Here is a 12,681-nt window from a genome sequence, read left to right on the forward strand (position 1 = left end):
GCCCCCCGTGACGTTCCATTGACCAAAGGTCTATCCCTTGGGTCGATTTGTTCCAAGCCGGTGTCGGACTATACCCATGCGCGTCTGCAATCTATGATCTGTGCCCACGGCCGGGCGCTGCCTGCCTGGCATCCAGACAAGCGAGTGTCCATGTTGCAACAACCCCTCAAGTCGTCGGGCAGCCTGCCGCGTCATATCCTCGCTGCGTGTCTGCTGGTCGCCAGCCTGGCTGGTTGCGCGGGCGGCCCTGCGCCTGCATCCAAGGGCCTGCCACAGCGGGTCGAGATCAGCAGCGTGCCGTTCTTTCGTGGCAATGCCAACCACAGTGGCGCCATGGCCCTGGCAATGGCTTTGTCCCAGCAGGGCGTGCGCATTACCCCGGGCCTGCTCGATAAGCCCCTGAACTTGCCACAAGGCGTTGACTCGCTGCAGACGACCATTCCTGCTGCTGCGCGTGACTACGGCATGTTGGTCTACCCCTTGGACCCGCGCCTGGATGCCTTGCTGACCCAGGTGGCCGCTGGTAATCCAGTCTTGCTGCGCTATCAGGAAGGCTCTGCCTGGTGGAGCGAGCCGCGTTACGCCGTGTTGGTCGGTTATGACAGTTACAAGCAACGGGTGCTGCTGCGCTCGGGCATGCATCGGCGCCAGCTGATGGCGTTCGACGACTTTGCCGCGGCGTGGGAGAGTGCAGGGAGTTGGGCGGTGCTCGTGCAATCGCCACTGCAATTGCCAGCCCAAGTAGATCGCCAGCGCTGGCTGAAGGCCGCGGACGAACTGGCCCGCGCAGGCCAGGAAACTGCCGCCAAGCAGGCCATTGGCAGTATCGGCCAGTAACTCGAGACATAAAAAAGCCCACTCCTACCAAGACGCTATCGTCCCTGTAGGAGCGGGCTCGTGCCGCGATGAGGCGCTTAAAGCCCCCGTACCTCTATCAGAAGCCTAGGCGATCGCGCAGGCTGTAGTACCAGGCACCCATGGCGCTGAACGGAACCCGCAGCAGCTGGCCACCCGGGAACGGGTAGTGCGGCAGGCCGGCGAAGGCATCGAAACGCTCTGCCTGGCCACGCAAGGCCTCAGCCAGCACTTTGCCCGCCAAGTGGGTGTAGGTCACGCCGTGACCCGAGCAGCCCTGCGAGTAATAGATGTTGTCGCCGATGCGACCAACTTGCGGCAGGCGCGACAAGGTCAGCAGGAAGTTACCGGTCCAGGCGAAGTCGATCTTCACATCTTTGAGCTGCGGGAAGGCCTTGAGCATCTTCGGCCGGATGATCGCCTCGATGTTGGCCGGGTCGCGCGCGCCGTAGACCACGCCACCACCGAAGATCAAACGCTTGTCGCCCGTCAGGCGGTAGTAGTCGAGCAGGTAGTTGCAGTCTTCGACGCAGTAGTCTTGTGGCAGCAGCGTGCGCGCCAGCTCATCGCCCAGTGGCTCGGTGGTGATGACCTGGGTGCCGCACGGCATCGACTTGGAGGCCAGCTCAGGGACCAGGTTGCCCAGGTAAGCGTTGCCCGCAACGATGATGAACTTGGCACGGACTTTTCCCTGCGGTGTATGAACCACTGGATTGGCGCCGCGCTCGATGCGCACGGCTGGCGTCTGCTCGTAGATCACGCCACCGAGCGATTCGACCGCTGCCGCTTCGCCCAGCGCCAGATTGAGCGGGTGGATATGGCCGCCGCTCATGTCCAGCATGCCGCCGACATAGCTATCGCAAGCGACCACTTCGCGGATGCGTTTTTGGTCCATCAGCTCTAGTTGGGTGTGGCCGTAGCGTTCCCACAGGCGCTTTTGCGATTCCAGGTGGCCCATCTGCTTGCTGGTCAGTGCAGCGAATACACCGCCATCTTTGAGGTCGCACTGGATGTTGTACTTGGCCACGCGCTCACGGATGATGCGCCCGCCTTCAAAGGCCATCGCGCCCAGCAGTTCGGCTTGCTTGGGGCCGACGGTGCGTTCGATGACGTCGATATCACGGCTGTAGCTGTTGACGATCTGACCGCCGTTGCGGCCCGATGCGCCGAAGCCAACTTTGGCCGCTTCGACGATGGTCACTTTGAAGCCGTTTTCAAGCAGGAACAATGCGCTGGAAAGACCGGTGTAGCCGGCGCCGATTACGCAGATATCCGTCTCCACCTCACCCTGCAGCGCCGGACGTGGCGGCACCGGGTTAGCCGAGGCGGCGTAGTAGGACTGGGGGTAGGGGGTATTGGCCATGCTCGAGAAACCTCGTGTTTTATATTTTTAACGAATGTACCGATGCTATCAATAATAATAAACACCCGCTAGTCGTATGGTGAAAATCCTTTACGAGCAGCGCTTCTTTAGGCATGAGCAATAACGTTTAAGATTCAGCGGGTTAGCGTGAAAAAAGTGTTGACAGCTCATCTGCAATGCGTAGAATGCGCCCCACGACAGGCACATAGCTCAGTTGGTTAGAGCACCACCTTGACATGGTGGGGGTCGTTGGTTCGAGTCCAATTGTGCCTACCAAATCGAAGAAGGGCGATCCGAAAGGATCGCCCTTTTTGCATTTCGGCGGGTGGCTTTTGCCTCGTGGCTGCGGCGCTTTCGCGGGCAGGCTCGCTGCCCTAGGCTTGGTTGCTGCAAATGGCAAAGTTTTTGATTTTTCTGAAAAAAACGCTTTACAGCTTGGTGTATCACTCGTAATATGCGCCCCACACGACAGGCACATAGCTCAGTTGGTTAGAGCACCACCTTGACATGGTGGGGGTCGTTGGTTCGAGTCCAATTGTGCCTACCAAATCAGAAGAGGGCGATCCGAAAGGATCGCCCTTTTTGCATTTCACATTCCGGCTGGAAACACCTGCGGCAGCCTGCCCATCGGCGAGAGAGGGGCGTCATGCTAGACTGCGCCCCTTCGAATCTGGAGATACACGCGTGCGCAAACTGGCAGTGGTAATGGCAGTGCTGGCCCTGGCGGGCTGTAACAACGAAGTTGATGGCGTGCATAAAAAGGTAGCCGAGCACCTGAGCAACCCCAAGACCGCCAAGTTCGCCAACGTGCGCTTCGACACCCAGGGCTCCATCTGTGGTCAGTTCCGCGGCAAAGACGACGCGGGCAAGTTTGAGGCCTATCGCAGCTACGTGGCGATCAAGCACGATGGCCAGTACGAAATTATCGTCGATGACACCGGCAATAATCTGCGCATTCGTGAGATCTGCGGCGGTGCCGACTTGCAGCGGCGTGCCGAGGCAGTGGCAGATCAGCCGGCGCCTGAAGGCTGGGATGTGGAAGTGATCCAGGGGGCCAATATGGGCGCCTTGAGCGACATGACTGCGCGCCTGATCGAAAAGGGCATCCCCTCTTCGGTCGAATACCGAGATGGCAAACCGGTGGTATTGATGGGGCCTTTCCCGACCAAAGAAGAGGCTGAGGCGCGCAAGGCCGATGTCATGGCGCGGCAGGGTACTGATTCGATCGTTATTCAGCACGGCGTCCAGCGCTGAGCTTCATTGGTTTTCCGGACTCTTTCGCGGGGCAAACCCGCTCCCCCACCGATCGCGCCAACCTTTCGTTTGGGGTGAGTCTGTGGGTGCGGGCTTGCCCCGCGATGAGGCCCACATCTGCGATAGAGCCTACGCTTGCCATGTGCGGGCTGTCCTGCAACGCCCGTCCCAGCTATGCTTGCCCCTGAAGGCGCAGAGCAGGGAGGGGCCTCATGTCTACACTGGAGCGGGCCATCGTTGTGGCCGCCAGAGCGCATGAAGGGCAGTATGACAAGGGTGGCGCGGCGTATATCCTTCACCCATTACGGGTGATGATGCGGGTGTCCACGCCTGAGCAGCGCATTGTTGCCGTGCTTCACGACGTGTTGGAGGACACCCAACTGACCGTTGCCGATCTAGCACGCGAAGGCTTTCCACTGAAGATTCTCGCGGCGCTGCTGTCGCTGAGTCGGCGCAGGGGTGAGAGCTACGAGGCATTCGTGGTGCGTCTGGGTGATGATCCATTGGCCAGAGAGGTCAAGTTGGCCGACCTTGCCGACAATAGCGATCTCACCCGCATTGCCTGTCCGGGGCCTGCTGACCTGGCCAGGTTGACCCGTTATCGGGAGGCCAGCGCCTACTTGCAGACGCTGGCTTGAGCTTCAGCTGCAGGCCTTGAGGTTCACCGGGCCGACAAACTCGTTGCCGCGCCCCATCACGCAGGCCACCTGCTGGTTGCGTTGCAGCTCCCAGGTTTGCGGCGGGTAGGTCTTGTTCCAGGCTTCGAACAGTTGCCGGTCCTGTTTGGACAGGCGCAAGTTGTACTGTTTGCTCATGTAGAAGTAGGTGCGCGCGATCATCCCGCGGATCGAAGGCCGCGGCATGACTTTCTTGGCCTTGAAGTCCACCTGGGTCAGGCAGCTGCCATATTGCCCATGCTGCTCAGGTAGCCAGCCGAAACTGTAGTTGCTGCGGTCGCCATTAACCTCGCCAATACTGGGCACCAAGTTGTGCAGGTCAGCTTCTGCGCGTTTGTACACGGTGTCATTGCGCGAGCAATTCTTACGCCCGCCGTCTTGCCAGCACTGGCGTTGATGGCCAATCTGCCAGGCTGGAACGATGTGCTCCCATTCAATGCGGGAGGCGCGCTGGGCATTCTTGCGTGGCTGGTAACCGCAGGATGCCAGGTCAACCTTGTTGCCGTTGTACTTGCAGCCGCAATAGAACTCGGTGGATTGCGGCGCATACAGCCGCCACGCGACCTTCTTGGCTTCCTGGAAGGTGCGCGGGGCGTCGGCGTGGGCAAAGGGGGTGGTAAACAGCAGGCAAGCGGCGGCGAAAAGTGAAACTCTCATGTGCGATCAATCTTCCTTCGGCACGGTCCAGAAGATTTGCACGCCGCCGTCATCGCGGTGAGCGAGGGTGACGTTGTCGTTCTCGGCGATCTCATCGAGCAGGGTTGCCCAGTCTTCGGGCAGTTCATGTTCAAGGCGGAAAATCAGTGCGGCGCGGCTGCGCTGGGCAGTAGGGCTGTTGATGATCTTCTGAATGCGCTCCCCGAGCAGCTGATAGGGCGTAGGGATGGCTTGAGAGGTACTGGCCATTGGGCTTTTCCTTGTTTTGCTGTATGCGTATACAGTATTTCACTGTAGGTTATTTCGCAACAGCATGTAAGTCAAAAAGCCTATAAGACCGTGGTAGAGGGTTTCGTTCCGAGCGATACGATATTTTGCTTACTCAAAAGAAGATTAAGCTTATTGCTCTTGGGGCGGACTTGCCCGCGCGATAGGGTCGCAATGGTTCACATTGCGACCCCCACTTACGCGCCTATCAGTATTCCCAGAAAATCCGCTGCAGCTCTTTACTGTCCTGGGTCTTGGTCATCGCGACCATGGCCAGGATCCGCGCCTTCTGCGGATTCAGGTCATGGGCGACCACCCAGTCATTCTTGTCATCGGGCTGTTCTGCGTTGCGCAGGACAAAACCGCCAGCATTGACGTGTGAAGAGCGAATGATCTGCACGCCATTCTTACGCAGCTCTTGCAGGGCAGGGACTACCCGCGACGACACCGAGCCATTACCGGTGCCGGCGTGGATCAGTGCCTTGGCGCCATTTTGTGCCAATGCCTTGTAGGCGGTATCGGTCACGTTGCCGTAGCCATAGGCGATGTCCACTGCGGGCAGGCTGCTGATCTGTTTGATGTCGAACTCGGAATTGACCGTATGGCGCTTGGCTGGCAGGCGGAACCAGTACGACTTGCCCTCGACCACCATGCCCAGCGGCCCCCAGGCGCTCTTGAATGCTTCGGTCTTGATGTTGACCATCTTGCTCACATCGCGGCCCGACTGGATTTCATCGTTCATGGTCACCAGTACGCCTTTGCCACGCGAATCTTTGTTGCTGGCCACGGCGACCGCGTTGTACAGATTGAGCATGCCGTCAGCGGACATGGCGGTGCCTGGGCGCATCGAGCCAACTACTACGATCGGCTTATCGGTCTTTTCCACCAGGTTGAGGAAGTAGGCAGTCTCTTCCAGGGTGTCGGTGCCGTGAGTGATGACGATGCCGTCGACATCATTGCTTTCGGCCAGCTCTGCAACACGCTTGCCGAGCTTGAGCAGGTCTTCATTGCTGATGCTCTCGGAGGCAATCTGCATCACCTGCTCGCCACGCACATTGGCCAGTTGCGCCAGTTCAGGCACCCCGGCAATCAACTTGTCGACCCCAAGCTTGGCGGCCTGGTAGGTGGCGCTGTTGGCAGCGCTGGCACCGGCGCCAGCGATGGTTCCGCCGGTGGCGAGGATCACCACATTGGCCAGTTTCTGTTGTTGCTCGGCTTCTTTGGCCGAGACGGCGGTGGGCAGAATCATCAGTAGGGCGAGTGCCCCAGGGGCGAAGGATTTCAGTGCGGTTTTCATCGTTATTGTTCTCTCTCTTCCTAATGAGATTTATGAGTCGCACAGCTTTGAAGGCAGTTTTCGTACCAGATAGCGGCGTTCATCCTGGTGAGCCAGCAGCAATTGCTTCTCGGTCAATTCGCCCCCCTCAGGTACAGGGGAGGGCAGAGGTGTGTGCGAAGTCTACGGCCGATGTTTTGAGCAGCAAAAACCAGGCAGCAGCTACTGTCGTTCGGCTTCCCGAACAAGCGTAGGAAAAGATGTTCGGTTTTCCGTGTATTTTCCGGATATTCTCCACGCTCATGGCCAGGCGACACTACGGCAGAGGGATTTGACAAACGCGGGTCTTGTTTCCATAGTTATTCACCGCAAACGTTTGCGATCCGATAAAAAACACAAGATTCGGAGTCATCTTCCATGAAACTGCCGTTTTCCGCTCGTCTGTTGACCCTCGCTGTCGTCTCCACGCTGTCCTTGGCAGCGCCTTTCTCGGTTCAGGCTGAAGACAAACCTAAAGTCGCCCTGGTGATGAAGTCGCTGGCCAACGAGTTCTTCCGCACCATGGAAGACGGCGCCAAGGACTACCAGAAACAGCACCCCAACGACTTCGACCTGGTGGCCAACGGCATCAAGGACGAGTCCGATACCGGCAACCAGATCCGCATCGTCGAGCAGATGATCGCAACCGGTGCCAACGCCCTGGTGATTGCTCCGGCGGACTCCAAAGCCCTGGTACCGGTGATCAAGAGGGCCATGGATGCGGGCATCACCGTGGTCAATATCGACAACCGCCTCGACCCCGAGGTGCTCAAGAGCAAGAACCTCAGCGTGCCATTCGTTGGCCCCGACAACCGCAAGGGCGCGCGCCTGGTCGGGGATTACCTGGCCAAAGAGAAGCTTAAGGCGGGTGATCAGGTCGGCATCATCGAGGGCGTACCGACCACCACCAACGCCCAGCAGCGCACCGCCGGCTTCAAAGATGCCATGGACGCTGCGCAGATGAAGGTTGTCTCGGTGCAGTCGGGCAACTGGGAGATCGACAAGGGCAATGCCGTGGCCGCCGCCATGCTCAACGAATACCCTGAACTCAAGGCGCTGCTGGCGGGTAACGACAGCATGGCTCTGGGCGCGGTGTCTGCGGTACGTGCCGCTGGCAAGACTGGGCAAGTGCAGGTGGTTGGCTACGACAACATCAATGCCATCAAGCCGATGCTCAAGGATGGCCGCGTGCTCGCCACCCTCGACCAGGATGCCAAGAAACAAGCGGTCTACGGCATTCAGGCGGCGCTGCAGTTGATCAAGGGCGAAAAGCCTGAAGTGGATGCCGATAACGTCATCCAGACGCCGGTCGAACTGATCACCAAGCCTTGAGCCCAGCAGGAGATACGGCCATGTCTGCATCGGCCTATGAAACGGTGCTCTCTGTCAGCGGCCTGGGCAAGAGTTACGCCCAGCCGGTACTTGGCGACGTTGCCCTGAGCTTGCGCGCCGGCGAAGTGTTGGCGCTGACCGGCGAGAACGGCGCCGGCAAAAGCACCCTGTCCAAGCTGATCAGCGGCCTGGAGACCCCCAGCACCGGACACATGACCTACCGCGGCCAGGCTTACGCTCCAGGTAGCCGTAGCGAGGCCGAGGGTCTCGGTGTGCGCATGGTCATGCAGGAGCTCAATTTGCTGCCGACCCTGACCGTGGCTGAGAACCTGTTTCTCGATAATCTGCCCAGCCGTTTTGGTTGGATCAGTCACAAGCGACTGCGCCAGTTGGCTGGCGCCGCCATGGCTCAAGTCGGCCTGGAGGCGATCGATCCGGATACGCCGGTCGGCGAGCTGGGCATCGGTCATCAACAAATGGTTGAAATCGCTCGTAATCTGATCGGCGACTGCCATGTGCTGATTTTCGATGAGCCGACTGCGATGCTCACCGCTCGCGAGGTGGAGCTGCTGTTCACGCAAATCGAGCGTCTGCGCCAGCGCGGGGTGGCCATCGTCTATATCTCCCACCGCCTGGAAGAGCTGCAGCGGGTGGCCCAGCGCATCGCCGTATTGCGCGATGGCAAGCTGGTGTGTGTCGAGCCGATCCAACGATATAGCAGCGCCGAACTGGTCAACCTGATGGTTGGCCGTGAACTGGGCGAGCATATCGACCTGGGGCGCCGCGACATCGGTGCGCCGTTGCTCAAGGTCGACAAGCTCAGCCGCGGTGACAAGGTCCGCGAAGTGTCGTTCGAGGTGAGGGCAGGGGAGATCTTCGGTATTTCCGGCCTGATTGGCGCCGGACGCACCGAGCTGCTGCGGCTGATCTATGGCGCTGACCGTGCCGACAGCGGCAGCGTTGCCTTGGGCCTGCCGCCGGCGCCTGTGACCATTGATTCGCCCAAGGCTGCGGTGCGCGCGGGCATTGCCTTGATCACCGAAGACCGTAAGGGCGAAGGCCTGCTGCTGACCCAGTCGATCAGCGCCAATATCGCCTTGGGCAACTTGGGCGCGGTGTCCCGCGCTGGGGTGCTCGATGGCGCCGCTGAAAGGACGCTGGCTGAACGCCAGATCAACGCCATGCGCATCCGCAGTGCCAGCCCTGCCCAGGTCGTTGGCGAGTTGTCGGGCGGCAATCAGCAGAAGGTGGTGATTGGCCGCTGGCTGGAGCGCGACTGCCAAGTGTTGCTGTTCGATGAGCCGACCCGCGGCATCGACGTCGGCGCCAAGTTCGACATCTATGGCTTGCTCGCCGAGTTGGCCCGCCAAGGCAAGGCGTTGGTGGTGGTGTCCAGCGACTTGCGCGAGCTGATGCTGATCTGTGATCGCATCGCTGTGCTGTCCGCTGGCCGTCTTATCGAGACCTTCGAGCGCGATGCCTGGAGCCAGGACCAGCTGCTTGCCGCCGCATTTGCCGGCTACCAGAAACGTGACGCACTGCTGCACGACGCAGCCCCCAGGATGGACGCATGAAGACCACCCCCCTGCAAAACTCCGGTGCCGTTCCCGCGCGCCGTAGTGGTACCTACTTTGGCCTGGGCACCTACCTTGGGCTGGCTGGCGCCTTGTTGGCAATGATCGTGCTGTTCTCGCTGTTGAGCAGCCATTTCTTGTCCTACGCGACCTTCAGTACCTTGGCCAACCAGATACCCGACCTGATGGTGCTGGCAGTAGGGATGACGTTCGTACTGATCATTGGCGGTATCGATTTGTCGGTGGGCTCGGTATTGGCCCTGGCGGCCTCGGCGGTGAGCGTGGCGATCCTCGGCTGGGGCTGGAGTGTACTGCCTGCGGCGTTGCTGGGCATGGCAGTGGCGGCCATGGCCGGTAGCGTCACTGGCAGTATCACCGTAGCGTGGCGCATCCCGTCATTCATCGTCTCGCTTGGCGTACTGGAGATGGCGCGTGGCTTGGCCTACCAGTTCACCGATTCGCGTACCGCTTACATCGGTGACGCATTCGCCTGGTTCTCCAACCCCATCGCCTTTGGCATTGCGCCGGCGTTCATCATCGCCTTGGTGGTGATCATCGTTGCCCAGCTGGTGCTGACCCGCACAGTGTTCGGTCGCTACCTGATCGGCATTGGCACCAATGAAGAAGCCGTGCGCCTGGCAGGCATCGACCCGCGGCCATACAAGATCCTGGTCTTCACCCTGATGGGCCTGCTGGCTGGCCTGGCTGCGCTGTTTCAGATATCGCGCCTGGAGGCGGCCGATCCCAATGCGGGTTCTGGCCTCGAGCTGCAGGTGATCGCCGCCGTGGTGATCGGCGGCACCAGTCTGATGGGCGGGCGTGGCTCGGTCATCAGCACCTTCTTCGGCGTGTTGATCATCTCCGTGCTGGCCGCAGGCCTTGCGCAGATTGGCGCTTCGGAACCTACCAAACGCATCATCACCGGGGCGGTCATCGTCATCGCCGTGGTACTCGACACTTACCGCAGCCGGCGCGCGAGCCGGCGGAACTGAACCCATGGCAACCATCAAAGATGTCGCGGCACTGGCGGGTATCTCCTACACCACCGTGTCGCATGTACTGAACAAGACCCGTCCAGTCAGCGAGCAGGTGCGTCTGAAAGTCGAGGCGGCTATCGTCGAGCTGGATTACGTGCCCAGTGCCGTCGCCCGCTCGCTGAAAGCCCGTAGCACCGCCACCATTGGCTTGCTCGTGCCTAACAGCGTCAACCCGTACTTTGCCGAATTGGCCCGGGGTATCGAGGATGGCTGCGAACGCAATGGCTATTGCGTGATTCTGTGTAACTCCGACGACAACCCGCAGAAGCAACGCAGCTACCTGCGGGTGTTGCTGGAAAAACGCATCGATGGCTTGGTGGTGGCGTCGGTGGGCGAGGACAGCGATCTGCTGCAGAGCCTGTCTGGGGTGCGCACTCCGATGGTCATCGTCGACCGTGCGTTGGAGGGGGTGGATGCTGATCTGGTGCGCATCGACCACGAGCAGGGCGCCTATCTCGCCACGCGCCATTTATTGGAATTGGGCCATCGCGATATCGCCTGTATCGGGGGGCCTGCCGAGACCGGCGTCAGCCAGTTGCGTCTGGCCGGTTACCGTCGGGCGATGGCTGAGGCCGATGCGCCGATCGCTGCAGACCGTGTGCTGCACTGCGACTTCACCAGCCCCGGGGGGCATGCGGCCGCCGCGCGCTTGCTCGACGGCCCGCGCCCCACGGCGATTTTCGCGGGCAACGACATGATCGGCTTTGGCGTGCTGCGCGCAGCGGCCGAGCGCAATATCAATGTGCCCGGTGAGTTGTCGGTGATCGGCTTCGACGATATCGAGCTTAGCCGTTACGTCTATCCGCCGCTGACCACCGTTGGCCAATCGATCCGAGAGCTGGGTGAAAGCGCGGCCGAGCTGCTGCTCTCGCGGATCGCTACGCCCCGGCGCGAGGCGGCGCAAGCCGAGCAGCGGATCGTCGCGCCGCGCATCGTCATGCGTGAGTCCACCGGGCCGCGCCCGGACTTGTTCAATGATTACCGTTAAGGAATTGCCATGGATGCCAAGGTAGTAGTGGTCGGCAGCCTCAACATGGACCTGGTGGCCCGCGCCACGCGTTTGCCGCGCGGTGGTGAGACGCTGGCCGGCGACAGTTTCTTCACTGTTCCGGGAGGCAAGGGGGCCAATCAGGCGGTGGCGGTGGCACGCCTGGGCGGCAGCGTAGCGATGATCGGCAACGTCGGCGATGACGCCTATGGCCAGCAGTTGCGCCAGGCGCTACAGGTCGAAGGTGTTGACTGCCAGGCTGTGAGCGTGTGCGACGGCGTGTCCAGTGGGGTGGCGTTGATCGTGGTGGATGCCTCGAGCCAAAACGCCATTGTCATCATTCCCGGCGGCAATGGGCTCCTCAGCCCTGAGGCGGTGCAGCGTTTCGACGCCTTGTTGCAGGCTGCCGAGATCGTCATCTGTCAGCTTGAGGTGCCGCTGCCGACGGTAGGTTGGACCCTGGCTCGCGCCCGCGAGCTGGGCAAGACGGTCATTCTCAATCCTGCGCCGGCTAGCGGGCCGCTGCCGGCGCAGTGGTTTGCCCATATTGATTACCTCACCCCCAATGAAAGCGAGGCCGAGGCCCTGACTGGCCTGCCCGTGACGGACCAGGATAGCGCCCGTCGCGCCGCTGAGCAGTTGCTGAAGCTGGGGGCAGGCAAAGTGATCGTCACCCTCGGCGCTCAAGGTGCCTTGTTCGTCAATGCCGACGGCAGCCAGCACTTCCCGGCGCCGCCCGTCGAACCGCTGGACACCACTGCGGCCGGGGATACCTTCATTGGTGGTTTTGCGGCAGGGTTGTCGCAAGGGATGGAGGAGGGTGAGGCGATTGCTTTCGGTCAGCGCGCCGCGGCGTTGTCGGTCACCCGAGCGGGTGCCCAGCCGTCGATTCCTTACGCCAGGGAGTTGCAGTCGTGAAGAAAACCGCGCTGCTCAATATCGCCTTGTCCCGCACCATTGCCGGTTTGGGGCACGGCGATGTGGTGATTATTGGTGACGCGGGGCTGCCAGTGCCAGCGGGTGTCGAACTGATCGACTTGGCCCTGACCCCTGGGATTCCTGATTTGGCCAGTGTCCTGCGCGCGGTGCTGAGCGAGATGCAGGTCGAGCGACACGTGCTCGCCGAAGAGCTGTTTCAGGTTTCGCCGCCGGCCCTGGCGGAGATCCAACAGCTCCATGCGCAAGGCGTGCTCGGCGGGCGTGAACGTCTGCACCACAGCCAGTTCAAGGATCTGAGCAGGCAGGCCAAGGCTATCGTGCGCACGGGAGAATGCCAGCCCTATAGCAACATTGCCCTAATCGCTGGCGTTACCTTTTAAGTTCAGGGCGCAAGTCTTCCATTCATCACGCAGCAAGGAGTGC

Annotated in this window: 13 protein-coding genes and 2 tRNA genes; 11 read left to right on the forward strand and 4 right to left on the reverse strand. The window is 60.8% G+C overall.

The window, feature by feature from the left end; genetic code table 11:
* The first annotated feature begins 93 nt into the window (after positions 1–93).
* The gene (locus OIU19_RS16790; RefSeq protein ID WP_264235951.1) at positions 94–837 is read left to right on the forward strand and encodes a PA2778 family cysteine peptidase; all 744 of its coding nucleotides are present in this window, start codon (positions 94–96) and stop codon (positions 835–837) included.
* A gap of 97 nt (positions 838–934) precedes the next feature.
* On the opposite strand, the gene OIU19_RS16795 is transcribed toward OIU19_RS16790, so the two are convergent.
* On the reverse strand, positions 935–2,218 hold the full coding sequence (locus OIU19_RS16795; protein WP_264235952.1) for an FAD-binding oxidoreductase: 1,284 nt from the start codon (positions 2,216–2,218) through the stop codon (positions 935–937).
* Positions 2,219–2,417: 199 nt separating this feature from the next.
* Here OIU19_RS16795 and OIU19_RS16800 point away from each other — a divergent pair.
* The 4 genes from OIU19_RS16800 to OIU19_RS16815 all read left to right on the forward strand — a co-directional run bounded on the left by OIU19_RS16800 (position 2,418) and on the right by OIU19_RS16815 (position 4,110).
* Positions 2,418–2,494: transfer RNA gene (locus OIU19_RS16800), tRNA-Val, on the forward strand.
* A 194-nt stretch (positions 2,495–2,688) separates the two neighbouring features.
* Positions 2,689–2,765 (forward strand) — tRNA-Val (locus OIU19_RS16805).
* Between the two features lie 137 nt (positions 2,766–2,902).
* Positions 2,903–3,472, forward strand: a complete 570-nt coding sequence (locus OIU19_RS16810) for an SPOR domain-containing protein (RefSeq protein ID WP_186556136.1) — start codon at positions 2,903–2,905, stop codon at positions 3,470–3,472.
* 212 nt (positions 3,473–3,684) lie between these two features.
* Entirely contained in the window at positions 3,685–4,110 is a 426-nt protein-coding gene (locus OIU19_RS16815) for a GTP pyrophosphokinase (protein WP_264235953.1), read from the forward strand.
* Between the two features lie 3 nt (positions 4,111–4,113).
* On the opposite strand, the gene OIU19_RS16820 is transcribed toward OIU19_RS16815, so the two are convergent.
* From OIU19_RS16820 to OIU19_RS16830, 3 genes are all read right to left on the reverse strand, one after another.
* Positions 4,114–4,806 carry an endonuclease I family protein gene (locus tag OIU19_RS16820; RefSeq protein ID WP_264235954.1) on the reverse strand — a complete coding sequence of 231 codons (693 nt, stop codon included), beginning with the start codon at positions 4,804–4,806 and terminating at the stop codon, positions 4,114–4,116.
* A 6-nt stretch (positions 4,807–4,812) separates the two neighbouring features.
* Positions 4,813–5,055 carry a DUF1654 domain-containing protein gene (locus OIU19_RS16825; protein ID WP_264235955.1) on the reverse strand — a complete coding sequence of 81 codons (243 nt, stop codon included), beginning with the start codon at positions 5,053–5,055 and terminating at the stop codon, positions 4,813–4,815.
* 226 nt (positions 5,056–5,281) lie between these two features.
* Positions 5,282–6,370, reverse strand: coding sequence for an asparaginase (locus OIU19_RS16830; protein WP_264235956.1), 1,089 nt, complete (start codon positions 6,368–6,370; stop codon positions 5,282–5,284).
* Positions 6,371–6,766: 396 nt separating this feature from the next.
* On the opposite strand from OIU19_RS16830, the gene OIU19_RS16835 reads away from it, so the two are divergent.
* From OIU19_RS16835 to rbsD, 6 genes are read left to right on the forward strand one after another with little or no spacing between them, the layout of a single operon-like run.
* Positions 6,767–7,720 (forward strand): sugar ABC transporter substrate-binding protein, encoded by a 954-nt coding sequence (locus OIU19_RS16835; protein WP_264235957.1) that lies wholly within the window; start codon positions 6,767–6,769, stop codon positions 7,718–7,720.
* Between the two features lie 20 nt (positions 7,721–7,740).
* A complete protein-coding gene (locus tag OIU19_RS16840; RefSeq protein ID WP_264235958.1) occupies positions 7,741–9,294 on the forward strand; it encodes a sugar ABC transporter ATP-binding protein in 1,554 nt (517 codons plus the stop codon).
* Positions 9,291–10,286, forward strand: a complete 996-nt coding sequence (locus OIU19_RS16845; RefSeq protein WP_264235959.1) for an ABC transporter permease — start codon at positions 9,291–9,293, stop codon at positions 10,284–10,286. The genes OIU19_RS16840 and OIU19_RS16845 overlap by 4 nt, the downstream gene beginning before the upstream one ends.
* A 4-nt stretch (positions 10,287–10,290) precedes the next feature.
* Positions 10,291–11,319, forward strand: coding sequence for a LacI family DNA-binding transcriptional regulator (locus OIU19_RS16850; protein ID WP_264235960.1), 1,029 nt, complete (start codon positions 10,291–10,293; stop codon positions 11,317–11,319).
* A 9-nt stretch (positions 11,320–11,328) separates the two neighbouring features.
* A complete protein-coding gene (gene rbsK, locus OIU19_RS16855) occupies positions 11,329–12,237 on the forward strand; it encodes a ribokinase (RefSeq protein ID WP_264235961.1) in 909 nt (302 codons plus the stop codon).
* Positions 12,234–12,638, forward strand: a complete 405-nt coding sequence (gene rbsD, locus OIU19_RS16860) for a D-ribose pyranase (RefSeq protein WP_264235962.1) — start codon at positions 12,234–12,236, stop codon at positions 12,636–12,638. The genes rbsK and rbsD overlap by 4 nt, the downstream gene beginning before the upstream one ends.
* Positions 12,639–12,681 lie beyond the last annotated feature (43 nt).

The sequence above is a fragment of the Pseudomonas sp. BT-42-2 genome, assembly GCF_025847435.2.
GTDB lineage: Bacteria > Pseudomonadota > Gammaproteobacteria > Pseudomonadales > Pseudomonadaceae > Aquipseudomonas > Aquipseudomonas urmiensis.

Bases quoted from the DNA above. Each gene is read 5' to 3' on its own strand.
- OIU19_RS16790 (WP_264235951.1), top strand. From the start codon at position 94: ATGATCTGTGCCCACGGCCGGGCGCTGCCTGCCTGGCATCCAGACAAG.
- OIU19_RS16795 (WP_264235952.1), bottom strand. From the start codon at position 2,218: ATGGCCAATACCCCCTACCCCCAGTCCTACTACGCCGCCTCGGCTAAC.
- OIU19_RS16815 (WP_264235953.1), top strand. From the start codon at position 3,685: ATGTCTACACTGGAGCGGGCCATCGTTGTGGCCGCCAGAGCGCATGAA.
- OIU19_RS16820 (WP_264235954.1), bottom strand. From the start codon at position 4,806: ATGAGAGTTTCACTTTTCGCCGCCGCTTGCCTGCTGTTTACCACCCCC.
- OIU19_RS16825 (WP_264235955.1), bottom strand. From the start codon at position 5,055: ATGGCCAGTACCTCTCAAGCCATCCCTACGCCCTATCAGCTGCTCGGG.
- OIU19_RS16830 (WP_264235956.1), bottom strand. From the start codon at position 6,370: ATGAAAACCGCACTGAAATCCTTCGCCCCTGGGGCACTCGCCCTACTG.
- OIU19_RS16835 (WP_264235957.1), top strand. From the start codon at position 6,767: ATGAAACTGCCGTTTTCCGCTCGTCTGTTGACCCTCGCTGTCGTCTCC.
- OIU19_RS16840 (WP_264235958.1), top strand. From the start codon at position 7,741: ATGTCTGCATCGGCCTATGAAACGGTGCTCTCTGTCAGCGGCCTGGGC.
- OIU19_RS16845 (WP_264235959.1), top strand. From the start codon at position 9,291: ATGAAGACCACCCCCCTGCAAAACTCCGGTGCCGTTCCCGCGCGCCGT.
- OIU19_RS16850 (WP_264235960.1), top strand. From the start codon at position 10,291: ATGGCAACCATCAAAGATGTCGCGGCACTGGCGGGTATCTCCTACACC.
- rbsK (WP_264235961.1), top strand. From the start codon at position 11,329: ATGGATGCCAAGGTAGTAGTGGTCGGCAGCCTCAACATGGACCTGGTG.